This is a genomic window from Oscillatoria sp. HE19RPO (assembly GCF_024220515.1).
Classification (GTDB): Bacteria; Cyanobacteriota; Cyanobacteriia; order Cyanobacteriales; family Laspinemataceae; genus Laspinema.
On record NZ_JAMXOT010000010.1, the window covers coordinates 36,140 to 60,362 of the forward strand.

The 24,223-nt window shown below is 47.4% G+C and carries 15 protein-coding genes; 7 read left to right on the forward strand and 8 right to left on the reverse strand.

What is annotated here, in order from left to right:
• Positions 1-158: 158 nt before the first annotated feature.
• The 4 genes from NG833_RS01200 to NG833_RS01215 all read right to left on the reverse strand — a co-directional run bounded on the left by NG833_RS01200 (position 159) and on the right by NG833_RS01215 (position 5,505).
• Positions 159-1,043, reverse strand: coding sequence for a PPC domain-containing protein (locus NG833_RS01200; RefSeq protein WP_254563508.1), 885 nt, complete (start codon positions 1,041-1,043; stop codon positions 159-161).
• A gap of 250 nt (positions 1,044-1,293) precedes the next feature.
• The gene (locus NG833_RS01205) at positions 1,294-2,703 is read right to left on the reverse strand and encodes a nickel/cobalt transporter (RefSeq protein ID WP_254563509.1); all 1,410 of its coding nucleotides are present in this window, start codon (positions 2,701-2,703) and stop codon (positions 1,294-1,296) included.
• Between the two features lie 9 nt (positions 2,704-2,712).
• A complete protein-coding gene (locus tag NG833_RS01210) occupies positions 2,713-4,128 on the reverse strand; it encodes a hypothetical protein (protein ID WP_254563510.1) in 1,416 nt (471 codons plus the stop codon).
• 240 nt (positions 4,129-4,368) lie between these two features.
• Positions 4,369-5,505, reverse strand: coding sequence for a DUF4331 domain-containing protein (locus NG833_RS01215; RefSeq protein ID WP_254563511.1), 1,137 nt, complete (start codon positions 5,503-5,505; stop codon positions 4,369-4,371).
• Between the two features lie 816 nt (positions 5,506-6,321).
• Between NG833_RS01215 and NG833_RS01220 the strand changes: the two genes are divergently transcribed.
• Positions 6,322-6,807 carry a hypothetical protein gene (locus NG833_RS01220; protein ID WP_254563512.1) on the forward strand — a complete coding sequence of 162 codons (486 nt, stop codon included), beginning with the start codon at positions 6,322-6,324 and terminating at the stop codon, positions 6,805-6,807.
• 1,269 nt (positions 6,808-8,076) lie between these two features.
• Here the strand turns inward: NG833_RS01220 and NG833_RS01225 are convergent.
• Positions 8,077-8,253, reverse strand: coding sequence for a hypothetical protein (locus tag NG833_RS01225; protein WP_254563513.1), 177 nt, complete (start codon positions 8,251-8,253; stop codon positions 8,077-8,079).
• Positions 8,254-8,394: 141 nt separating this feature from the next.
• Here NG833_RS01225 and topA point away from each other — a divergent pair, with 141 nt between their 5' ends.
• The 3 genes from topA (at position 8,395) to NG833_RS01240 (ending at position 12,865) form a co-directional block, all read left to right on the forward strand.
• Complete coding sequence (gene topA, locus NG833_RS01230) at positions 8,395-11,067, forward strand: type I DNA topoisomerase (RefSeq protein ID WP_254563514.1); 2,673 nt, start codon at positions 8,395-8,397, stop codon at positions 11,065-11,067.
• 247 nt (positions 11,068-11,314) lie between these two features.
• Positions 11,315-11,983, forward strand: coding sequence for a Uma2 family endonuclease (locus NG833_RS01235; protein ID WP_254563515.1), 669 nt, complete (start codon positions 11,315-11,317; stop codon positions 11,981-11,983).
• Positions 11,984-12,250: 267 nt separating this feature from the next.
• Complete coding sequence (locus NG833_RS01240) at positions 12,251-12,865, forward strand: Uma2 family endonuclease (protein WP_254563516.1); 615 nt, start codon at positions 12,251-12,253, stop codon at positions 12,863-12,865.
• 74 nt (positions 12,866-12,939) lie between these two features.
• Here NG833_RS01240 and NG833_RS01245 read toward each other — a convergent pair whose 3' ends face one another.
• Positions 12,940-18,357, reverse strand: a complete 5,418-nt coding sequence (locus NG833_RS01245) for an ATP-binding sensor histidine kinase (protein ID WP_254563517.1) — start codon at positions 18,355-18,357, stop codon at positions 12,940-12,942.
• Between the two features lie 833 nt (positions 18,358-19,190).
• Between NG833_RS01245 and NG833_RS01250 the strand changes: the two genes are divergently transcribed.
• Positions 19,191-19,790 carry a Uma2 family endonuclease gene (locus NG833_RS01250; protein WP_254563518.1) on the forward strand — a complete coding sequence of 200 codons (600 nt, stop codon included), beginning with the start codon at positions 19,191-19,193 and terminating at the stop codon, positions 19,788-19,790.
• Positions 19,791-19,894: 104 nt separating this feature from the next.
• Complete coding sequence (locus NG833_RS01255; protein WP_254563519.1) at positions 19,895-21,832, forward strand: MASE1 domain-containing protein; 1,938 nt, start codon at positions 19,895-19,897, stop codon at positions 21,830-21,832.
• A gap of 17 nt (positions 21,833-21,849) precedes the next feature.
• On the opposite strand, the gene NG833_RS01260 is transcribed toward NG833_RS01255, so the two are convergent.
• Together NG833_RS01260 and ald are read right to left on the reverse strand one after the other, a co-directional pair.
• On the reverse strand, positions 21,850-22,443 hold the full coding sequence (locus tag NG833_RS01260) for a GNAT family N-acetyltransferase (protein ID WP_254563520.1): 594 nt from the start codon (positions 22,441-22,443) through the stop codon (positions 21,850-21,852).
• A 184-nt stretch (positions 22,444-22,627) separates the two neighbouring features.
• Complete coding sequence (ald, locus tag NG833_RS01265) at positions 22,628-23,716, reverse strand: alanine dehydrogenase (RefSeq protein WP_254563521.1); 1,089 nt, start codon at positions 23,714-23,716, stop codon at positions 22,628-22,630.
• Between the two features lie 133 nt (positions 23,717-23,849).
• Here ald and NG833_RS01270 point away from each other — a divergent pair, with 133 nt between their 5' ends.
• Positions 23,850-24,029 (forward strand): hypothetical protein, encoded by a 180-nt coding sequence (locus NG833_RS01270; protein WP_254563522.1) that lies wholly within the window; start codon positions 23,850-23,852, stop codon positions 24,027-24,029.
• The last annotated feature ends 194 nt before the right edge of the window (positions 24,030-24,223 follow it).

The window sequence follows — 24,223 nt, forward strand, 5'->3', positions numbered from 1 at the left end:
TTCATCAGGAGAGGGACTTAGGCAAATTTTTTGCTCGCACCCTCAATAGTAGGAGGGAGTCACCGAATCGTCCCTACCCGGGATAGAGGGAAGTCCTGAGTCTGTAGGGTCGGCTAAAACCCACCCTACGATCGGGCGATCGCAGCCCATCATCCTAACTATGCCAGGGACAAGTTGAGGTTGTAGTTTGTCTCGCTTTCCATATTTTCCGCTTGAAAGACTCGGACAAAATAAGTACCTGCCGCCAAATTATCGGTCGCGATCGCTTCAGGTGTCGCCCCGCCATTCAGGGACGCTTCAATAATATCTCCAAAATCGATCGCCCCATTCGCATTGAAATCCCGGATTAAATCCACATCCGCATCTGCACTCAGTCCAGTCAGGTTTACTCGCAAATTGCTTGGGGTCCCCAGGACGAACCGATAGATATCAGAGGGGTCGGCATTCCCCACAAAATCACTCACCCCTTGAGTGCCTGTCAGGTTGCCCAAATCTACGGCGGTATTCAAATTGTTGGAGGGGACGCCAAAAGCGCTGCCTCTGCGTCCTTCTGCCAAACCCGAGGTCACGAAGTGGAACAGTGCCTGCTCATTGTTAAATCCAGCCGCTTGCAAATCAAAGTTACTCGTCAGATAGAAATTCACATCAAAATTAGCAGAGGCGGCTCGTCCTTCAGAAATGCCAAACGTTCTAAAATGTTCAAGTAATTGCTCGTTATTCAGTCCGGCTGCCTGCAAGTCTGCATTGTTTTCTCGATAAAAATTGGCATCGAAAACAGCGGAAAAATCTCGTCCCTCCGCAACGCCAAAAGTTTGTAAGTGATTGAGCAATTCCCGATTATTAGTTAAGCCTGCGGCTGCTAAATCAGAATTTTGCTGCCGGTAAATTGAGTTGAGATTAACGAGGGGTGAAAATTGCCGCCCTTCCTCTATGCCTACGCTTTGGAAATGAGCTAATAGTTGCTCGTTGCTCGTTAACCCAGCTGCTGCCAAATCTGGATTACTGAAGCTATAGAAACTCGGATTGAATAGGTTAACGGTCATGTTTATTCTCCAACACAAATAATTTGCTTTTAGTCGGTTAATTAGACTGGTTGCAAAATTCTCTAAAGCCCCCCTTTTTAAGGGGGGTTGGGGGGATCGATCCGTTATTTTGCAAGAGGTCTATTCTAAGAGAGTCATGGCTATATCTAGCCTCAATCATTCCGGGATCAGCAATTCATGAATTGCACCTACAGTCTGGGACTTGCGGAACCCAATGAAGATATATCGCCTTGGACAGTGGGGTGAGGGTTTAATTGAACCCGCTCGGCCAGATTTGCATCGCCGATCGCCCGGCAATAACGACTCCGAGCACCACGACGATCGCCGCACTCACGGCAGGCAAGCATTTCACCACTCCTATCTGTTGTGGTAGGCGATCAAAAAACCCTCTGGCGTACACCAGGGAAAACCCGATCGCCGTCAGCACCAGGGCCAATCCTAAACTGAATGACAGCACCAGGGTCAGCCCAAAGCCGATACTGCCCAGGGCCGTAGCACTCAGCAGCAGCACCAAGGCAGAAGGACAAGGTAAAAGACCGCTGGAGAGGCCCAGTGCCAGTAGACTCTTCCAAGTCACCGGCGAACCGTCCGCCCCGGGCGGTAAGTGCGAGTGAGCGCCCGCGCCGTGATGGTGATGGTGATGGTGCTCGTGATGGTGATGGTGAACAGAATGAGCGTTTACCCCAGAAGGCTCCACCGCGAAAGTCCGTTGCCAGGAGCCCCGACTCAACAGATCCACCGTTGTGGAAGCTCTGGGACTGGCAGTTTTTCTGAATTTCGGCCATGCCTCGCGAATGCGGTGGCGACATAAGTTCACGCCGATCACCACCACAATTACACCGGACAACAAGTTCAGCCAGGGGTACAGCTCATCGGTGACTATCCCGCGAGAGGCGAACAGCGTCACCAACCCCAAAGCAAAGACTCCAGCCGTGTGGGCGATCGTTGTCGTCATTGCCAAGAACAAAGCGTGTTTGAACGTAGCACGGGACCCCACCAAATAGGCCCCGACAATGGTTTTTCCATGTCCGGGAGACATCGAATGCATGGCACCCCAGACGAAAGAACCTGCGATCGCCCACAACAAATTCCGCGCCCCCAGCCATGCCGACCCCCCATCCCCCAGGGAAAAGACTTTGTTTTTTGGCGTGAATACAAACGTCTGCATTCTCCCCTGATATAAAATCGTCGCCTGACAACTGGCTGTTGCCACATCGGGTACAAATAAATCGTATTTTATCTGCAAACCCTCCACGGGTTGTGACCAACTGTAACTCAGCAGTAAGGTGCTGTGAGTAGAGGCCGGGATTTGCAGGGAAGGGATAGCAGCGGTTTCTAAAGGTCTGACGGTTAAAATACCTTGTCGATCTTCGCTGTCCGCGATCTGAATTCGCTCACTTAAAAACTTCTCAAGTGAGGCTGACTCGCTACGGACTTCTTCGGCTGAAAGCTGACCATCTTGATTGCGATCGGCGAAAGCCACCAACCCCGTGGGAAAGGTGAGATTCACTTGAGTTTCCATCTCACTGACCGCAATCTCCGCCACTGCCAAGTCCGCCCAATGAGAGTGGCTGGGGGTAGCGAAAATTAAAGATAGCAAAAGTGAGGCGACGAAGGTCCCGATCGCCAATAGGATGGATTTGAGTCGCTGTTTGTTCATCAACGCCCCTCAGTAAGAAAATTCCATATCCAGACCCAACATTCGTCGAGCCTGTGCGTCGAACGTTGGATCAGTCTGGCTTGCCTGTTGAAAGTACGCCCTCGCTGTCGTCTCGTTCCCCAAAGCCTTCTCGACTTCCCCGGCGCGGTAAAAAATCCCCGCATCCCGAATTCCCGATTGCATTGCAAGTGCGATCGCCTCTTGAGCTTCTGCCGGTTTGCCCGAGCGCAGGAGTGCCGACGCCAGAATCGTCATAGTTGGCGCATCACGGCGGATCTTCACCTCAGCTTGCATCAGCGCCAGAGCTTCCGCCACATCTTCCTCACCGCCGCGATCGAGCAGTAACGCTGCCAGTTCCCCGCGATGTCCGAAGCTGCCACTTCCATCTTTCGGCATAGTAGCTCGCAACAGGGTTTCAGCTTTTTCGAGCCAGGATTTGGCCGCAGCCTTGTCCCCTTGCAAACTTTTCAGACGAGCCATCCCGTGAGCGATCCGATGATCGAACAGGGTCACCGTATTTTCCGAGTCCGTGAGTGCCAGCTCATAATACTCTTGCCCCTGCCGATACTGTCCCTGCCTGGTCTTTAATTCAGCCAGGAGTACCAAAGCCAGCGGGTATCGCGGGACTAGCCGTAACGCTTCCAGATACAGTGCCTCTGCCTGTTGCAGTTGCCCCCGTTGCGAGTAAAAACGCCCCAGAAGCGTCCGGGTTTTAGCAGAACCGCTCAATTGTCCCGGCTCTTCCGCAGCCAGAGCGCCCTCAAAATCGGCGATCGCTTCGGCATCCAAACCCTGGGCCACCCGCACCAGCCCTCGCAGGTTCAAGGTTCCCGGGCTGCGAACGAGAGCTACTAGCTCCTGCGCCGCGCGATCGGCTGCCGCTACATTACCCATCGCCAAATTGGTCGTCACGGCCACTGCTAGGGCATCCCTATTGGTAAAACCGACTTGTTCAGCAAGGCGCAGCGCTGTTGGAAAATCATGCTGCGCTTCCGCTATTCGGGCGAGTACGAGTTGGGCCGTGGTGTTGTCAAACGGCAAAGAAGCCAGCGATCGCCGCGCTGCCCCTTCAGCCAACAGATACCAACTCCCCTCACTTGTGGCTTGAGCCATTTTTAAATAGGCTTCTGCCAGAAAAGCCCGGTTCAGACCGCTTTCGGGGTCCTGCCCTAGCCGTTCCTGATAGAAAGCAATCTCTTGCTCTGCCATCAGCTTGGGAGTGAGATTGTTCCCCAACAATTGGTCAAAGCGATAGCGGTAGTCTGGATCGAGTCCGGCGGGGGAATGCGATGAGGAAAAACTGCTGGGAAACCTCCTGAGTTCCTGGGGCAGGCTCGCCACAGCGATCGCCACTGTTGGCAATGCGATCAGCAGCACCCACCAGAACCTTTCCGTTTTTATTCTTTGTGCTTTCTCAGTTGTCATGGGTTAATGGCTCACAATCTCCCAAGGGAACTCCAAAAAATAAAATAGAGCAATTGTAGGGTGGGCATTGCCCACCATCAGTTACGGTGGGCAATGCCCACCCTACTTCTTTGTGCTTTCTCAGACCCGGACATACGCCATTTGGGGGATGTGACCCGAGATGATCCGTGCATTGGATGAATTGCCCCTACAACGGATCAAAGTGATGGGTAAGTAAGTCCTGTTGCCAATAGCCCATGACTAATTCGGTAAAGCCAAGTATGGAAAGGACGGTTGTAACGGCTTGTGTCCTTGAGCGGGGTTGCCTGGAACGCCTTCGTAGGTAACGTTATCGCTGACCGGGGATCCGACCAACACGCCGAGTGTAATGTCTACCACATCGTCCTTGATCATACGACCGGCGATCGGGCTGCCCATAGCGTTAAAAGCGTTCGCATAGCCACTGGGTACTGTTGTGTCGATTCGCATCACATCGGGGAGAAACGCCCCCGCGATCGCATTGGGGTCCACATTATCCTGACCATCGGCCTGATCCAATGCATTGAGCGTGGTCACTGCCTCAGCCCGCACTGGTGCTGCTGCCTCGCTCAAGTCTAAAAACGGCGGAATCGAGTTAAAAGCATTTAAGAAAGCAGGCGTAACGATCAAACCTTCGTTGATTAAGGGTCTTGCCAACCGTTCGATCTGTTGGAAATTCCCCGTCGCATCGCGCACCGAAACCGTCATCCACACATCAAAAACATTCACCGGAGTTGATAGCTGCAAGAAAGCTTTCGGAACCCGAACCACGATCGCATTCACGTTGTAGCCTTTCGTAAAATCCGTCGCTTGTTGAGGGGGAAGGAAACTCGCCGGGGGGCCAATCCCCAAGGCTCCCGCTCGTACCCGAAAGAATTGCTCCACATCCAAGAAAAACGGGTCTTCGCGCAGTCCCGCAAACACCGTCAGGTTAGAACCGCCCACAGAGACTGGATTCAGCACTGGCGGACTATTCAACGTGGTTGTTGTAATCGGCGCACCGTTTGTGGTTGCAGTTGTCCCCACCTCAGCGCCATTTTGAATGGCGGTTACGGTCATGGTTTGCACCCCCTGGGCATTCGGTTCGCTAAAGGTCATCCGTAGGATCAAATTCGCTTTCCCTGTGGGAACTTCATCCTTATTTGCCACCCGAGTTATATTGAAATCGTAAACCGCGTTGGAGCTGAAGTAATAAGGTTGCCGAGGCAGCGATCGCGGGTTGGTATTCATCACAAAGATCAAGTCATCTGCTGAAGCCGCAGGGTTTTGATCCACTTCGCGGAAGACATATAAGTCCGTTAAACCCAAAGGACCGCTTGTCGGTTCCAATTCACCGTCATCATGATCTGAAGCTCCCATAGTGCCCGGATTCAGTAGGGAAATCATCAGCAACTCTACGGCAAGTATGCTCATTCGAGCTATTTTTTTGAAATTCATTGCAGTTACCAATTGAGCTTTTGGTTATGAAAAAAGTTAGAATTGTAATCCCCGACTGGGTTTTACTTTCCCCAGACTTTCAGTGAAAGTCGAGTGAGTTGTAGTATTTGTTGTATTAAGGGTCTATGGCTTTTTTTGGACCCTAGACTCGGTAAAGTGTCAAGCTGGTTAATCTTGCCACTTCTGCCTTGGAGTCCTGGAAGATGTAGGTAGGGCATTGATCCCAGCTTACTATCCGAGTCCCCCCTATAGGCATCTTTAAACTTTACCAGCTTTGAGTGCATTTGAGTGCAACTGATGAATTTTTATTTTGACAATTCACAGAAAAATGAGATGACCGTCCCGTGGAAGCACTCGATACGGTACAATCCTCTCGATTCAAATTATCCTGAGCTGGCAAGCTTGGGACGCACTTATTTGCTGGCTATAATCGTTACTACAGAATGAAGCGGTATTCTTTTGAGTAAAATTGCTGATGGCGCGAACCGAGTTTTTAAAGCAATTGTAGGGTGGGCATTGCCCACCTAAACTCAAAGTAAGCAATTGTCGGGTGGGTTCAAACCCACATTCACTCAAAGGTGGGCATTGCCCACCCTACTCCTACTCCTACTCCTTTAACAACCGAATAGGAATGATTTATTTTGGGGAATACCCTTAATGATTACGAAATATTAAGAAATTTTGATTGATGCTGGATATTAGTGTAAAATTTTACCTTTAAATTATCAATCAAAGGTTATGCAAAGCCAATTTTATGGGATTGCAGCTTTATCTGCTGTTGTTCTGCAATTTTTACCCATCTCTCTCCCACTGGCGATCGCTCAAGAACATGAGGGATGCTTTATGGTTAATGCTTCAGGGGAATTAGTCAACCTTAGCAGTCTGTGTGACACTGAAGACAGAAGGCCAGTTCTAACCCCAGAACAACTGAAAGCACAGGCATTCATTGAAGCATATATTCAGGCGGCAAATGAATATGAGCCACCGCTTAAGGATTTTTTGTTACAAGAAATCCGCCGAGTTCCACAACAGAAGATTCAAACTGCCCAAAAAATTTGCCAAGAAGCAAAAGAAGGAATTTCAATACCTGAATGGAGATTGAGAACCCGTGTGGAAGCGATAGAAATTGCCGACCCTCGGAAACAGGAGGAATTTATCGCCGATCGCGATTTAACCATTTCCCTAGCAACTAATCATTACTGCCCGGAATTTGCCAATCGGTAAAGAGTTAGGCAACAGAGGCGATAACAAATAGCGATCGTCATCCTTCAGTCACCACCTTATCAATTTTTTCTCACATTGGGTAACATCGTCTTGAGGTGAGAGTTACGAAAATTTTACTCTATTATACCTTGCCGCTATCTTCCCAAACCGGGGATATGTGAGAAGACGTAATTGTATAAAACTTTTGGCGGTGCTCGGTGAGATTGGATGTGCAAATTTATCGGGTTCTATTTTTTTCTTCACCCGGAGAATTACCTCCCTCGTTAATTGCATTTTCAATTGTACCCGCAGGAATTGAAGCGATTGGTTAATCGCCTCTATCCGGGTTGATAGACAAATCGGTGCGAGTTGTTTATCAAAAATATTTATTGTTTTTTTCCCAAGCTCTATATAGAATATCAAAAAAGTAGATTTGGGGTTGAGCTTGTCCAATTTCAGGGCAAACACCTTTGAAAATGGCAGCGGCTTGATGTTAGTCGAGTGGCTCAGTGGAATAGACAATTTTGCACCACTTTTTACGAGCAAGCCGACTCAATAGACTTTTGCATAAATCTGTTAAGCACCCCTGTAATTACATATTTATTCCTCTGGCTTCCCCCGTGAGATAAACATTTAGGGATCTCCAAAAAAGAAAATAGCCCAAATCCTGACCCTGAAGAAATTGTAGGGTGGGCACTGCCCACCGAACAGCTATGTGGGCTCAAACCCACCCTACAATTACATAAATCTCTGAAGCCCCCCTTAATAAGGGGGGTTGGGGGGATCACTCCGGAATGAAACCAAGAGTTCTAATGCTTCTGCTTCCGGCTTCAGTTCGGTGGGCACTGCCCACCGAACTGAAGCAATTGTAGGGTGGGCACTGCCCACCGAACAGCTATGTGGGCAATGCCCACCCTACAATTACTACAATTACTACAATTACATAAATCTCTTAAGCCCCCCTTATTAAGGGGGGTTGGGGGGATCACTCCGGAATGAAACCAAGAGTTCTAATGCTTCTGCTTCCGGCTTCAGAGTGGCAATTTGATTCTCAGACCCAGATTTATCCCTACTGTCAAGGTTAATTGCATCCCCTACCATCATTGTAAAATAGCAAATGCTCAGATTCCCAGACCCTTTCCCAGACCCCCAGCCCCCATCCAGCGGGTCCCTGGGTCTGCCTGTGCATCCCTAAAGACGCCAGAGTAGAGTCCCTCTTGACCCACTCACCCCTGTTTTTCATCCCCAGTTCCCTCCACTTATGCTAGGGTCAGTTTAAGGAGCTTGTTCTTAATGGTGCATACGGGTAGCAAGCATGGAGGCGATCGCATTTTTATCAAACCCACCGAGAAAAGCGCTTTTCCACAAGCGTCCCCACCCCAAGCGGTGCTGATACTGCCCATAAATCTGCCACTCTTGCGAAATCGGATATAAATAAAGATCGGCACAGCATTCAAACCACACCATAAGTTGAAACTCGCTGCGCCATACTGTTTTAGGAGAGGCACTCGCCTGTGACCCCCACCGATGCCCGCTTGTCCCCTTGACATTTCCCCCAAAAAGCTCTAAAGCTGACGTTCTACAAAGCTGCTATCCCCAAAAGGTGCCATGTCAACCCTCGTCATCGTCGAATCTCCAACCAAAGCCCGCACGATTCGGAACTTCCTGCCGAATGACTATCGCGTAGAGGCATCGATGGGTCACGTGCGCGATCTGCCCTCCTCTGCCGATGAAATTCCCGAACAAGTCAAAGGGGAAAAGTGGGCGCAGCTTGGGGTCAATGTAGAAGCCGATTTTGAGCCCCTCTACGTCATCCCCAAAACCAAGCAAAAAGTCGTCAAAACCCTCAAAGATGCCCTCAAACAGGCCGATGAGCTGATTCTGGCAACGGACGAAGACCGGGAAGGAGAAAGTATTAGTTGGCATCTGCAAGAAGTGCTCAAACCCAAGGTGCCCATTAAGCGCATGGTGTTTCACGAAATCACCCGGGAGGCGATTCGTGATGCCCTCAACAATTGCCGCACGATTGATTACCAACTGGTCCACGCCCAAGAAACCAGGCGGATTTTAGACCGCTTGGTCGGTTATACCCTCTCGCCCCTGTTATGGAAAAAAATCGCCTCGGGACTCTCTGCCGGTCGGGTGCAGTCCGTGGCGGTGCGTCTGTTGGTGCAACGTGAACGGCAGCGTCGCGCCTTCCGTCAAGGGTCTTATTGGGATTTAAAAGCCCGCTTAGTTCAGGCCAAAACTCCGTTTGAGACCAAACTTGTTACCTTGGGCGATCGCAAAGTGGCCACCGGCAGCGACTTTGATGAATCCACCGGCCAAATCACTGCCGGTCGCAATGTCGTCCTCCTCAACGAAGAACAAGCCAGGGCCTTGGTTACCCAACTCACGGGCAAACCTTGGCAAGTCGCCAAAGTTGAGGAACGTCCCACCACTCGCAAACCTTCCCCTCCTTTTACCACCTCCACCCTCCAACAGGAGGCCAACCGCAAACTGCGGTTATCGGCCAGGGATACGATGAAAATTGCCCAAAGTCTCTACGAAAATGGGTACATCACTTACATGAGAACCGACTCGGTGCATCTGTCAGAACAGGCCCTCACCGCAGCCCGGACCTGTGTGGCAGAAATGTATGGGAAAGAGTATCTCAGCCCCAAACCTAGGCAATATGCCACCAAGAGCAAAGGGGCCCAGGAAGCTCATGAAGCGATTCGTCCGGCGGGAAGTAGTTTCCGCACTCCCCAACAAACCCCCCTCTCGGGACGGGAATTACAACTGTATGATTTGATTTGGAAACGCACCGTCGCCAGCCAAATGGCCGATGCCCGTCAAACCATCGTCGCGGTGGATTTACAGGTGGAGAATGCCGGATTTCGGTCCAGTGGTAAGCGGATTGATTTCCCGGGATTTTTGCGCGCTTATGTGGAAGGGTCGGATGATCCCGATGCGGCGTTAGAGGACCAAGAGGTGATTTTACCGGCTTTGAAAGTCGGCGATCGCCCCAACTGCCAAAACATCGAGGCAGTCGGTCATGAAACCCAACCCCCCGCCCGCTATACGGAAGCCTCCCTGGTCAAAACCTTAGAAAGCGAAGGCATTGGCCGTCCGAGTACCTACGCCAGTATTATCAGTACCATCATCGATCGCGGCTATTCCATTCTCAAAGGCAATGCCTTGGTCCCCACCTTTACCGCCTTTGCCGTCACCGATTTGTTGGAAAAATACTTCCCCGAATTGGTAGACCCCGGCTTTACTGCGAAAATGGAACGGACTCTGGATGAGATTTCCACCGGAGAAGCTGCCTGGTTGCCCTATCTCCAGAAATTTTATCTTGGGGAAACGGGACTGGAAACCCAAGTCAAACAACAAGAAAGTGCGATCGACCCCAACCAAGCCCGTAGCGTGGAATTGGAGAACCTTGATGCCAAAGTTCGCATCGGGCGCTACGGACCCTATATCGAAGCCGACAATGGCGATGGCGTCGTCACCGCCTCCATTCCCAAGGACCTCACCCCCTCGGACCTAGACCCGGAACAAGTCCAACAGATTCTCAAGCAAAAAACCGAGGGACCGGAACAACTCGGTACCGACCCCAATACCGGGTTGCCAATTTATATCATGATTGGCAAATACGGCCCTTATGTCCAACTCGGAGAAGCCACCGAAGAGAATAAAAAACCAAAACGGGCTTCTTTCCCGAAAGGGGTGACCGCAGAAAACTTGACCTTAGATCAAGCAGTGGGACTCCTAGCCTTACCCAGGACCTTGGGAGTGCATCCCGAAAACGGCGGCAAAATCCAAGCCAGTTTAGGCCGATTTGGACCTTATGTGGTCTGCGATCGCGGGAAAGAAGAGGGCAAAGAATATCGGTCCTTAAAAGCCGGAGATGATGTCCTCAGCATCACCCTCCCTCGCGCCTTAGAGTTACTCGCTGAACCGAAAAAGGGACGCAGTAGCAAAACCAGCAAAGCCAAAGAACCCCTGCGCGAACTCGGCAAACATCCCGCAGATGACGAACCCGTAAACGTTTACGACGGACCCTACGGACCCTACGTCAAACATGGGAAAACTAATGCCTCCGTGCCCGAAGGCACCACCGTAGAAGATGTCACCCTAGCACAAGCGGTCGAACTGCTGGCGGCTAAAGCATCTACCTCTAAGAGTAAGAGTAAGAGTAAGAGTAGTAGCAGCAAATCCAAAACCAGTAGTACCAAGTCCAAAACGGGGACAACGAAGAAAAAATCCACGACTTCCACAGCAAAGAAAAAGAGTTAAACCATGAGTGAGGGGTGCGTTGCCGATGAGATAACGCGCCCTTTTGTTTAATTTGGGGTTAATTACTCTAGCCCTGAATTGGTGGTAAATTTAATGACAAAAAATTGTTGTTTCTTGTAGGGGCGCAATGCTTGCGCCCTTTGTAGGGGCGCTTCCCGAAGCGCCCCTACAAATACACATTGACAGGGCTAGGTTAATTCCCTATAAAATATAGAAACACCAAAAATCAATCTGACGCTTAATTAAAATGATTGCCACAGCACCTCAAAATTATAGTAATCTGCTCGTCGGGGAAAAGCGCGTTTCCCTGCGAGGCTTAACCTGGCAAGCTTATCAGCAGATTCTTCATGCTTTACCCCAAAGTCGTTCCGCCCGTCTGACTTATGACAGCGGTATTTTAGAAATTACGATGCCTTTAGAAAGTCATGAATTTGGCCTCCACATGATTGAAGTTTTTATCCGCATTCTCGTGTTTGAGATGGGGATGAAGATTAAAACAATGGGGTCTACCACGATGGATCGAGAAGAGTTAGATCGCGGTGCAGAACCCGATTGCGCTTATTATATTCAAAATCAACCTCAAGTCGCAGGGCGGACCGTTGATTTTGCCACCGATCCCCCTCCAGATTTGGTGGTAGAAGTCGATATAACCCACACCGATATTGATAAAAATCGTCTCTATGCGGCGATGGGAGTGCCGGAATTTTGGCGCTACAATGGGCGGGAATGGCGGATTTATCAATTGACGGAAGGCATTTATCAGGAATGCGATCGCTCTCCTACTTTTCCCTGGGTTGAAAAAGAGTATTTATATGAGTTTTTAGAACAAGCCCAGCAGGATGAAATGGAGGCAGAACGAGCATTTAGAGAACGAGTTCGAGCGAATCTTTCCTCCCAGAAAAAGACCGAAGGATAATCCACCGCTCAGGTATGAGTAACATACAAAACCTTGTTACAGCCAACGCTCAATTATACCAAATCCGGTTGTTAAAAGTCGGTTTTCGCTTTTAGCCCGCGCAGGCACCGCTTTGTCCGCAAGTGCCCCAGGCTTTCTAAGCGGAACGCTACGCGAACAGCCTGCGGGTTTTTGCAGACCTTTGACAACCGGATTCCGTATTACTCCCAAACTCTGACCTTGAATAATTTGGGTTAGAATAAAACCAAACCTAACCTGCGAGTTGCTATGACTTCTACTCTCAGCCAACGAACCTATACGGTTGATGAATATTTAGCCCAAGAAATTGGCTCCCAGGACCGCCATGAATATCGTCAAGGAGAAATTGTTCTGATGCCCGGTGGTACTCCCAATCATAACCGGATAGCCGGTAATTTGTTCGCGTTTCTTAATTTTGGACTCAAACGCCAACCCTTAGAGGTGTTTATTGCCGATCAACGCCTTTGGATTCCGGACCGGCGAATTTATACTTATCCTGATGTAATGGTGGTCGGTCAGCCGATAGAATTGCAAGAAGGACGCAAAGATACCATTACCAATCCGATTGTGATTGCGGAAGTGTTATCCCAATCTACTCGCAGTTACGATAAAGATGAAAAATTTGCCGCCTATCGGACTATTCCCAGTTTTCGGGAATATTTATTGATTGACCAATACAATTCCCATATTGAACATTACACCAAAACTGAGGACCAGGCTTGGTTGTTTCGCGAGTATGATGGTTTAGAAGCAACGGTTTCGTTTCAATCCTTTGATTTCTCCCTGTCCTTGGCGGATTTGTATGATAAAGTCGATTTTCCCGGGGAAGAGGTGCAGGTTGAGTCGGATTTAGAACCGAGTTAATTTCAGGTTTGATTGGGAATAGGATCGCTTTTTTTTAAGACTTTAGACTTAGGGAGTTTTGGGATTCAGTTGGGTTATGATTTGGATTTCGGACAGTAGGGAATGGAAATTGTAAATTCTGTGCCTTTGCCTAATGTGGAATTGACGGCTAGGGTTCCTGAGTGTTTTTCGACGATAATCTGACGGGCGATCGCCAATCCCAGTCCGGTCCCTTTCCCCACTTCTTTGGTGGTAAATAAATGCTCAAAAATTTTGGTTTGCAAGGTTTCACTCATGCCCACGCCATTGTCTTGAATCCGAATAATTACCTGTTGCTGGTCATTGGAGAGTTCGGTTTTGACAAGAATTTGATTATTAATATCCCCATACTCACAGCCTTGATTGGAGTCTTCCAGGGCATCGATCGCATTACTCAAGAGATTCATGAAAACTTGATTTAATTGCCCCGCATAGCATTCAAGGAGAGGCAAGTCACTATAGTTTTTGATGACTTTAATCTCCGGACGATGTTCATTGGATTTAAGCCGGTGTTTGAGCAGCATAATGGTGCTATCGAGTCCGTGGTGAATGTTGCAGGCGACGGGGCGATCGGTGTCCGCACGCGAGAAGGTTCTCAGGCTATTACTAATGTCGTTAATCCGCTTGACGCCTTCCTGCATTGAATCGATTAATTTGGGCAAGTCTTCTTGAATATAGTCCAGTTCAATTTCTGCTATTTTATCTTGAACTTCTGGGTCTAAATTGGGATATTTATCTTGGATTAACGTGATTAAGTCGAACAAATCATTAATATAATCCAAGGCGGGATTAATATTTCCCCTTAAGAAGTTAACGGGATTGTTGATTTCGTGGGCGATGCCGGAAACTAGGTTTCCTAGGGCTGACATCTTTTCACTTTGCACGATTTGCAGTTGTGCTGCTTTGAGTTCAGTGAAGGCTTGTTGGGCGGTTTGATAGAGACGGGCATTTTCTAAAGAAATAGCAGCTTGAGCGCATATTAGGCTGAGGACTTCCACGCGATCGCTCGTAAATGCACCGACTGTCAGATGATTTTCCAGATATAAAACACCGAACAACTGCCCTTGATTGATTAGGGGACTACAAAGCACACTTTTCGGGTGGTGTTTTTGAATATAACTATCCGTCATAAACCGAGGATTAATTCGGGCATCAGCCAGGACCAGAGGTTTTAAAGTCCGCTTGACCGTATTCACTACAGTAATGGGAACATCTAAGCTAGATTCCAGAGGAATTGAAGAGATGATTTCCGGAGATTTCCCCACTTCTATCAAAGCTCTTACCTGTAAATTCAGGTCTTTTTTAAGAAGCAAAACCCCCTTATTTGCCCCCGCATTGGCAATGATAATTTCTAAGATAACGGTTAAAAGTTTGTCCAGTTCCATTTCACTAGAAATGGCTTGAGAGGCTTTGAGCAAGGTTGCCAAATCTAGGGCCTCCGATATCCGGCTAGAAGTATTTTGAGCTAGAATGATTTCTCCCGTGGTGGGTTCTGGCACAAAGCCCGTCTGATGCGGTTGTTCTAAGATAGGCGAAAGCAGTTCCGGATAACGTTGTACTAAATCAGCCACCTTGGCTGTCGCTCTCCATTGAGCATAACAATAGTAAGCTTCTTGGATATAACTTGCGGCCACTTTTTCTTTACCCCACTCTAGGTAAAATTCAGCAGCTAGTTCATTAGCTAAAGCTTCTTCTTGGAGATATTCATGTTGTTTAGCGCCAGCAATTGCCCGATCGTAGAGGTCGATCGCTTCTGATTTTCTTCCTAATATTCGACATTTTTCCGCCTCGACCAAATCAAGCTTATGGCGGTAGTTCATCGGTGCATACTGCGCCCATTGCTCAAGAATAGTTTTATGAGTTTCTACGTTTTTCAGCAGATTATCTTGTTCCAGTCCTGAGTGATTAGAGCCTACCGCTAAATAGGTAAGCGCCGCATAAAAATGGAAAAATGGGGTATGAATGGAACCAAAAACCGCTTGCAAAGCTTGGTTGGCTTCGCTCATATAGGTGAGGGCATTTTCCGGTTGATGAAATAGATAGTCCAGAATTAGTTTGTAGGTATAGAGATAAGCCAATCCTGATATTTCATTATCTTTCTGATATTGCTGAATCATCACCCTTTCATCGTAGGAGCTTCCAATTAATAGCTCTTTTTGAGGGGCGATTCCCATCAAATTTTGCAGCATCTGTTGGGTCATCTTGAGGTAAAGCACGGGAGAATTCTGCTTGACTTTAGTTAAGACAACACAATAATTTTCTATTTCGGCCTCTAAATCTTCCAGTCCGACCCCGGCGAAGAAATTATTATAAAAATAAACCGCAATATTATAACCCGCATTTAAAAACTCTCCGATTTCCATTCCTGCCAAATACCCTTCCTTCACATTGGGGAGAGTGGCTCTTAAATTTTCGTAACGATGTTGGATAAAAAACCCAAACCATAGTAAAGTCATCGGCTTGAATTCTCGCACATTTAATCGATCTATTAAACTGAGTGCGAGACGCCCAAACCGATAGCCTGTTTCTACCTCGCCCAAAAAAGCGCAGAGCACCATGCCATAACTGGCATAGCCAATGGTTGATGCCGGTGCATTTCCAAATTTTAGGGATAGACTGACGATGGTGGCACATAACAGGGGTTGTAACCCGGGACTGGCTTGATAAACCGGGGGAAATAATAAGGCTAACAGTTCCATGGCGGCAATGGTCTGAGGGTCCTTCATCACCGGCAGATTAACCAACTGCTCAATTTGGGTATCCTGAAGTTGAACCGCTAAGGTTTTGAGCGCTTCGTCCGTCAAGGCTTGATCCGGTTCAGCGGAGAACTCTACCCCCAATTGTTGTAGGGCCTTTTGACCGATCGCGATCGCCTCTAACATCCGATTCTGGGTAGTCCTGGCACTGATTTTAATTTGATAAACCTTCACCCGATCGAGTAAAGTTCGGGCGCATTGTAAAACCTGTTCCCCAAACCAATCCATCTGGTCAAAATCCGCATTCAAATAGGCTATCTCTGCCGCATTGACATAACAGATTAAAGTTAACTCATACTGACTGTGCCAACAGTCATCATCCAGCAAGTCTAATCCAATTTGCACAAAAGTTTTGGCGGCAGAATAGGCTGTAGAATTTCTAGCTTTTTGGGCAGCAGCCAAGTTTAGGCGGACTAACCCTTCCCGTTCCTGGGGTTGAGTGATTAACTCTTGGCCTAAATTAAAATGCCCGACAATATCAAACAGTTTTTCCTCTTTTTCTACCTCCGATAAATTTTGTTTTAGGAGTTTGCCTATCTGATAATGGGTCTGCTTTTTCTGGGGTTCAGGAATCAGGGAATAGCTGGCTTGTTGAACCCGATCGTGTAAAAATCGGTAAGTGGGATTCGCGGAAGCCTGGACCACTTCCTCAGTCTCAGATTCAGTAAAGAACTTATAAATTTTTGTGGTGGGAATCACTAACCCTTTCTGCAAGGCTTGCCATAAAGCAGTTGCCGTCATCCCCGGGGAGGTTTCGCTGACAATGGCTAAGGTATTCAAATCAAACTCTGCTCCAATACAAGCCGCTAGTTTGAGAATATCCTGGGTTTCTCTCGGCAATTTTTGTAATTGCAATGCCATAAATTCTACCACGTCATCTGTCATCGCTAGGGCTTTGACTTGGGCCATATCGCATTGCCACCCCCCTTGAATTTGTCCTGAATTCAGGGGAGACTGATGGCGCTTAAAGGTAATCAGATTATCTTCATGCAAGGCATTGAGGAACCGCGTGGCAAAGAAAGGATTACCCTGGGTTTTTTGATAAATTAATTCGGTTAATGATTCGGTTAGAGATAACGGAGAATTTAAGGTTTCTGATACTAACTGATTGAGGTGGCTTTTGCTTAAGGCTGACAAGGCAATTGTATTGACCTGGCCTCCATGTTTCACCATTTCATCCACCGCTAAGATAAAAGGATGGATGGGAGAGACTTCATTATCGCGGTAAGCTCCCAAAACTAATAAATATTCACCCTCTTCCATCAAGATTTTGAGCAAATTAATCGAAGCAGAATCCGCCCATTGCAAGTCATCTAAAAATATCACGAGGGGATGGTTTTCATGGGTGAAAACTTGCACAAATTTTTGAAAGAGCAGATTAAACCGATTTTGGGCGGCAGTTCCTGATAATTCCGGAGCAAGTGGCTGTTTCCCGATGATGTTTTCTAACTCAGGAATTACCTCAATTAAAACTTGGCCATTTTCCCCCAATGCTTCCAGCAGTTTTGTTTTCCAAGTTTGCAGTTGAGTATCGGATTCGGATAGCAACTGCTCGATTAAGTCTTGAAAGGCTTGCACAAAAGCCCCAAACGGAATGTTGCGGTTAAATTGGTCATATTTACCCTTGATAAAATAACCCCGTTTCCGGACAATGGGTTTATGAACTTCATTAATCACTGCGGTTTTGCCAATCCCCGAAAATCCAGCGACGAGCATCATTTCGCTGGCCCCCTGGCTGACTCTCTCAAAGGCATTTAAGAGTTGAGTGACTTCGGCTTCTCTGCCGTAGAGTTTTTCCGGAATCAGGAAGCGATCGCTGATGTCTTGCTGGCCAATTTCAAAATCCTGAATCTGACCCGTTTGTTCTAATTGCGCCAAACAAATTTTTAAATCATGCTTAATTCCTAATGCACTCTGATATCGGTCTTCGGCATTTTTCTCCATCATCTTCATGACAATTTTAGATAAAGCCAAAGGAATGCTGGGATTGATTTTATGGATGGGAATTGGCGGTTTCGCTAAATGAGAATGGACCAACTCGATCGCATCTTCTGAAATAAAGGGTAATTGTCCGGTGAAGAGTTCATAACAGGTGACTCCCCAGGAATAAAAGTCACTCCGATAGTCTATCCCGCGATTCATTCGGCCTGTTTGTTCTGGGGATAGATAGGCCAGGGTTCCTTCTAATGCATTGGTATTTTCGATTTCCTGGATTTCTCTAGGCAACAGAGAAGAAATGCTAAAATCAATTAGTTTAACTTCTTGAGTTTGGCGATTAATTAAAATATTAGCGGGTTTAATATCTTTATGAATAACTTGATTTTGATGTAAATTGTGAATCATTTCTGTGACTTTAATAGCAATTCTGAGAATTTCTATTAAAGTCAAAGGTTCAGAACGAGAATTATTGTCGGGGGTCCGGTGGAAATAATGAGCTAAAGACACTCCGCCAAAGTCTTCCATGACTAAAGCATAGCTATTTCGATAAACCTCTAGGGAAAGCGGTTTAATAATCCCAGAATAGTTAAGATTTTTGGCGATAATATATTGATTCCGAAACTGCACCAGTTCATGGAAATTCGGGTGTTCGTTTCGTAACACTTTGATGACAACGGGTTTTTGATCGCTGTTCCTGATCCCTCGATAGACTAGAGTCTTAGCTCCTTTATACAAGGTTTCAATGATTTGATAACCGGGTAAAGTGGCGCGTCTCTTCATAATCTTACAGTGTTATTTATTTGTGAGATGTTCTCGGGATAGATTCACGACCTAAAACATCAATGATAATCGGGAGGAAAATAGCCAGAAGCCTATCGGATATCACACAGATTTCGCGATAGAAGCATCCTAAATGATTTGTAACACAGTCAGGGAGCAAGGCGCAGGGACAAAGCCAAACTGAACTGGCCTATCTCTAATCATACAATCCAATCCAGGCTAATTCACCTAGCTGGTCCTAAAATTACCAAAACTTAACATTTTCCGATTCAGGAAATGTAGGCGATCGCACCGAATCGGTTAGCTGAGAATTTTCGCGAGGAAACTGTTCCTCGTTTTGACTTTAATTCCGTAGGCTGTTCTCAGGAAGTTTTAACCGGGGATAACAGAAAAATCTGGGCTGACAACAAGTCCCTCAATCCAGTCCGTTATCAAACCCCTAGAGTTTCTAATCACCAGGGTAGGCAGCAAAAAGCCCAGGGTCAATCCTGAATACCTTGGGGTAATTGCACCGATAGAACCAAACCTGGGATTTACCATAACTGATCACCTTAGAAACAGGACGGATCAGTTATGGTAAATCCCCAGTTTAGTTGCTGCCAATCCCCTGTTATGATCCAGATAGCCAGTTAGCTGGGGAGCATCTCAATTTGGTCTCAAAGGGGAATTTATACGTCTTGCTCCCCCTTCCCTCAGAGGGAAGGGGGCTGGGGGGTTAGGTCTCTTTGCCTTCTTGAGATGCTCCCGTTAGCTGCGGATTGGACTATGGCCAGTTTTAGTGTGACTCGTTCCGAATCCGCTTCGAGAATAACGTGATTTGAGGAACCCTAAACATGATCGCTTTTTCTGAACCGGCTGATTTTCTCACCCCAGAACAATACCTAGAAAGCGAAATTAAAAGCCCCATCAAACATCAATATATAAACGGGGAAGTCCTGGCAATGGCAGGGACGACAGACAGCCACAACACGATCGCGGGAAATTTGTTTGCGCTCATCCGTAGCCACCTCCGAGGGACAGACTGCCGTTTGTATTTTGCTGATGTTAAAGCTTACCTCGAACAACGTAACTGCTTTTATTATCCCGATTTAATGGTCACTTGTGACTCCAATGACCGAAAAAATTCCACCTATAAACGCTTTCCTAAATTGATTGTTGAAGTGCTGTCTCCCAGCACCGAAGCGTTTGACCGAGGGGATAAATTCAACGATTACCAAACTTTGAACAGCCTGGAAGAGTATGTTTTGGTCAATACCAAACATCAACGAGTGGAAGTTTTCCGGAAGACTGAGGGAGGGGGATGGCTTTTTCAAACTTATACTCCCACAGAAGAACTATTTACGCTGCACAGTTTAAATTTAACCGTATCTTTGGATGAAGTTTATGAAGATGTCATTCTTGAACTAGACTCAAAAACTAGGCCAGAAAACTAGGGGCAATTCAGGCTAATTCAGAATTGGCGATTTTAGAAATGGGGGATAAGATAGGCGTTAAGTAATCAGTCTTTGATGATGAGAGTTCCCCGACGGAGTGTCAAATGAAGAGAAGACTAGGCGAGGTTCAGTTCCGGAAAAACGTCCTATTAATCGGTGCGATCGCCCTTTTTTACTGTGCTTTAGGCATCCTTGGGCTCAAGTTAGCGGTTCTCCCCGGTGGCGTTACAGCGGTCTGGATTCCCGCAGGGGTGGGGTTGGGGGCAGTTCTGATCTGGGGAAACCAAATTTGGCCCGGGATTACTTTGGGTTCTTTTGGCATTTCAGTGTTGCTGAGTCCCACCCCGGTGAGTCTGGCAATCGCGGCAGTCACTGCAGTCGGAAATACCCTGACGCCTCTATGGGGCGCTGCTTTGATTCGACGCTTGACTCACACCCGCTATCCGTTTCATCGGGCGAATCAAGTATTTGTTTTTGTCGGTTGTGGGGCGATCGCCTCTCAAATTATCAGTGCCACGGTGGGCATTCTCGCCCTTTGTGTGGCGCAATGGGTAGAGTGGTCGAATTTTGCACAGTCTTGGGTGACTTGGTGGGTGTCTAATGTGGCCGGTGTGCTGATTTTTACTCCAGTTTTGTTGACTTGGCATCACTTTTTAAGCGAGAGTTGGCAACAGAAAAAGGGGACTCTAATTTTCTCTCACTTGGGAAAAATTCTCTGGACAGAATTGCGGTCCCTACGTCTGGAAAGTTGGAGTTGGTTTTTGCTGTTTTATGGCGTGGTTAGTTTGGCCTTTTGGTATGGATATCCCGTGGAATATTTAATAATTCCGTTGTTGGGGTGGGCGGCATTTCGGTTTTCGGAACGCTGGACCACTTTAGCGATCGCCTTGACGGGATTAATGGCGATCGGCGGAACCATTCTCAATCGCAGTTCCTTCGTCCAAGATAATCTCAACGCCTCTCTCCTCTTCTTAGAATCCTTTATTGGCGTCATTTCCGTCACCACCCTGGTTCTAATTGCCGTACTCCAAGAACGTCGCCACGCTTTAGAGAGCTTAAAACAAGCCAAAGCCGAACTAGAATATAGGGTCATCGAACGCACCCAGCAACTCTCCCAAGCAAACGAACAACTCATGCGCCAAGAGATTCATTTAACAGAAAAAGCTGAGTCTCTCGCCAATGCCTTACGTCAAGTCAAGCAAACCCAAGGTCAATTAATTCACAATGAAAAAATGATTAGTTTGGGGCAGTTAGTTGCAGGCATTGCTCATGAAATCAATAATCCGGTGAGTTTTATTTATAGCAATCTCTCTCCCGCTACGGACTACTTCCGAGACATCCTGGATCTGTTGTCCCTGTATCAGGAAAAATATCAAGAACCCGACCCTGAAATTGTAGAACTGGAAACTCAGATTGATTTACCCTTTGTTAAAAAAGATTTGTTTAAACTCCTGAATTCTATGAAATCCGGGGCCGATCGCATCCAGCGCATTGTCTTGAGTCTCCGGAACTTTTCCCGGCTAGATCAAGCTCAGTTGAAATCCGTCGATATTCACGAAGGATTAGAAAGTACCCTGCTGATTCTACAACATCGCATCCAGGCGTCCGAGTCTCTCCCTCCCCAAATTGAGGTAATCAAAGACTACAGTCCACTCCCTCCAGTTGAATGTTTGGCGGGAGAACTCAATCAAGTGTTTATGAACCTTCTCAGCAATGCGATTGATGCGATCGAAGCTAATACACCGGCTAATTCCGGCAGGATTCACATCCAGACGCGGCAACTAGAAGGCGAGCAAATTCAGATTACCATTACCGATAATGGCGGGGGTATTCCTCCGGCAGTTAAAAATCAAATTTTTGACCCATTTTTTACAACAAAACCCGTAGGACAAGGAACCGGATTAGGGCTTTATATCAGTTATGAGATGATTGTCCAAAAGCATCACGGCACTCTCACTTGTCATTCCGAACCAGGAGTTAGCACGACTTTTGAAATTACCCTTCCCCTGCGCCATACCGCATTGGGTATAATAATGCCTTAAACTTAGCTAAGTTTTGGTTATTTTCTCAGTAAAACTTGAAGGTTATCACACCCATACTTGAGAATCAGCCGTTCCTCGGGGTGTTTTAATGCCGGTAACTGCTCAGGCTTTAAGTGATAATCACATTCAAATTGTAACCCAATTTTTTCCATGACTCGAATCGAGGCTTGATTGGCTTGTAATGCCCAAGCGATGATTCTCTTGACCCCCCATTCATTAAACCCTTTATCCCGGAGCGATCGCCCTCCTTCCGTGCCATATCCTTTCCCCCAACTGGACTGCCGCAATCGATATCCTAAAGCCATCTCCCCCTCTCGGACGAGATTCGCCGCTACCCCAAAGCTACTGGTGATGGCGGGGTAAAAGTGAAACCAGCCGATAAACTCTCCGGAGACTTTTTCATGAGTGGCCCAAAACCCAAAATTTTCATACTTTTGATAATAGTCTAAAATTCGGTCTAGCCATGCTTCAATGTCGGCTAGACTACTGGTAAGCCCGCCATTAATGTAGCGCATCACCGTCGGGTCACTGTCTAATTCTAAAAGGTGATGAACATCGGTTTCGTTAAAATACCGCAGGATTAAACGGTCAGTTTTGAGAAAAATTTTCATTCTTTTTACCCTTTATTTGTCTCATTTTTCCAAACCTTCGGCTAGAGGAATCGCTCAAAATCCTCCAGCTTTTTCTGAGGAAGGCTTCCGCAGATTTTAAAATTTACCTAAATAATGTAGAGGCGATTCGCGAATCGCCTCTACATTATGGGTCTAATATTGGCGTCAGTCCTATTGATGATTTCTAAGGAACTAAATCAGGGAAACCATGCTGAACATCTGGATGCAACAGTTGATGGTTTTTCACATTCAGACCCTTGGCTAAAGCGGCATCAAAGTCTAAGGCTTTAATTCCATACTTAGCTAATTTAACCACATAAGGTAAGGTACTATTATTAAGGGCTTGAGTTGCGGTCCAAGGGACGGCACCGGGCATATTAGGTACGCCATAATGCACAACTCCGGCTTCAATATAAGTAGGATTTGTATGGGAAGTGGGGTGCAATGTTTCCACACAACCGCCTTGATCCACGGCAACATCAATAATCACTGAACCGGGACGCATGGTTTCCACTAACTGACGCGGGACTAAAATCGGAGCACGACGTCCGGGAACGAGGACTGCACCAATGAGTAAGTCGGCATCGGGAACAGTTGCCTCGATTTGTAAGGACTCACTATACAGGAGTTCGACCCGGGACCCAAATAATGTTTCCAGATAGGCGAGGCGATCGACGTTGATATCCAAAATTTGCACTCGCGCCCCCATGCCGACTGCCATCCGGGCCGCTTCTGTCCCGACGATCCCTCCGCCTAAGATGACCACATGGCCCGGTTTGACCCCAGGAACGCCTCCCAACAGAACTCCCCGTCCCCCTTGTTGCCGTTCCAGGTATCGCGCGCCAAACTGCACGGAGAGACGACCGGCGATAATGCTCATGGGGGTGAGGAGGGGGAGTCGTTTATCCGGGAGTTCGACGGTTTCATAGGCGATCGCACAGACGCCGGATTCCATCAGGGTCTCGGTTAATTGGCGATCGGCGGCTAAATGGAGATAGGTAAACAGCAGTTGCTCTTTGTGCAAATACCCATATTCCCCCGGTAAGGGTTCTTTTACCTTCACCACAAATTCCCGACTCCAGGCATCTTTTGCCGTGGGGACAATTTTCCCGCCACTATGCACATACTCTTGATCGCTGAATCCCGAACCGACCCCCGCATGGGTTTCGATAAATACAGAATGTCCATGTTCCGTAAGGACTCTAACGCTACTCGGACTCAACCCCACCCGATATTCCCGATCTTTTGTTTCTTTTGGGACGCCGATTTCCATGAATAACCTCTTGTAGTTCCGTTGTGATTCCTTAATTTAGGAAATTTTAGGAGGATTGTTGTTGACGAATGAGTCCGCCTCCCTACAATAGAAGATGATAAATCGTTAAGAATTGTAAATTAACCGACTCACCATGACAGAACCCCAACCTACCGGACCTACCGTTACCCCGAAGCTGGAAGAACCCAAATTTGGCTTCAATAAGTATGCTGAACGCTTGAATGGTCGGGCGGCGATGATTGGTTTTGCCCTGACTCTGCTGATCGAATACCTCACGGGACAAGGACTGCTGTCCTGGTTGGGCCTCAATTAGGTCATTTTCGGGGCGGGTGGGTAATCCCCATCCGCCCCTGGACTTACACCCGGGATATCTACTAGGGTTTAAAACCTCACGGGGGAATTGAAAGAACTCCGGAATCTAAGCAAAAGGGGCAGAAACCATCTGTAGGGTGACCCGATTGCACTCCGAGTTCAACAGGTTGCCTTAAGAGGCGATCGCCCTTTTGA

What these genes read in the sequence shown, in the direction of transcription:
- NG833_RS01200 (WP_254563508.1), bottom strand. Translation starts at nt 1,043, where the DNA reads ATGACCGTTAACCTATTCAATCCGAGTTTCTATAGCTTCAGTAATCCA.
- NG833_RS01205 (WP_254563509.1), bottom strand. Translation starts at nt 2,703, where the DNA reads ATGAACAAACAGCGACTCAAATCCATCCTATTGGCGATCGGGACCTTC.
- NG833_RS01210 (WP_254563510.1), bottom strand. Translation starts at nt 4,128, where the DNA reads ATGACAACTGAGAAAGCACAAAGAATAAAAACGGAAAGGTTCTGGTGG.
- NG833_RS01215 (WP_254563511.1), bottom strand. Translation starts at nt 5,505, where the DNA reads ATGGGAGCTTCAGATCATGATGACGGTGAATTGGAACCGACAAGCGGT.
- NG833_RS01220 (WP_254563512.1), top strand. Translation starts at nt 6,322, where the DNA reads ATGCAAAGCCAATTTTATGGGATTGCAGCTTTATCTGCTGTTGTTCTG.
- NG833_RS01225 (WP_254563513.1), bottom strand. Translation starts at nt 8,253, where the DNA reads ATGGTGTGGTTTGAATGCTGTGCCGATCTTTATTTATATCCGATTTCG.
- topA (WP_254563514.1), top strand. Translation starts at nt 8,395, where the DNA reads ATGTCAACCCTCGTCATCGTCGAATCTCCAACCAAAGCCCGCACGATT.
- NG833_RS01235 (WP_254563515.1), top strand. Translation starts at nt 11,315, where the DNA reads ATGATTGCCACAGCACCTCAAAATTATAGTAATCTGCTCGTCGGGGAA.
- NG833_RS01240 (WP_254563516.1), top strand. Translation starts at nt 12,251, where the DNA reads ATGACTTCTACTCTCAGCCAACGAACCTATACGGTTGATGAATATTTA.
- NG833_RS01245 (WP_254563517.1), bottom strand. Translation starts at nt 18,357, where the DNA reads ATGAAGAGACGCGCCACTTTACCCGGTTATCAAATCATTGAAACCTTG.
- NG833_RS01250 (WP_254563518.1), top strand. Translation starts at nt 19,191, where the DNA reads ATGATCGCTTTTTCTGAACCGGCTGATTTTCTCACCCCAGAACAATAC.
- NG833_RS01255 (WP_254563519.1), top strand. Translation starts at nt 19,895, where the DNA reads ATGAAGAGAAGACTAGGCGAGGTTCAGTTCCGGAAAAACGTCCTATTA.
- NG833_RS01260 (WP_254563520.1), bottom strand. Translation starts at nt 22,443, where the DNA reads ATGAAAATTTTTCTCAAAACTGACCGTTTAATCCTGCGGTATTTTAAC.
- ald (WP_254563521.1), bottom strand. Translation starts at nt 23,716, where the DNA reads ATGGAAATCGGCGTCCCAAAAGAAACAAAAGATCGGGAATATCGGGTG.
- NG833_RS01270 (WP_254563522.1), top strand. Translation starts at nt 23,850, where the DNA reads ATGACAGAACCCCAACCTACCGGACCTACCGTTACCCCGAAGCTGGAA.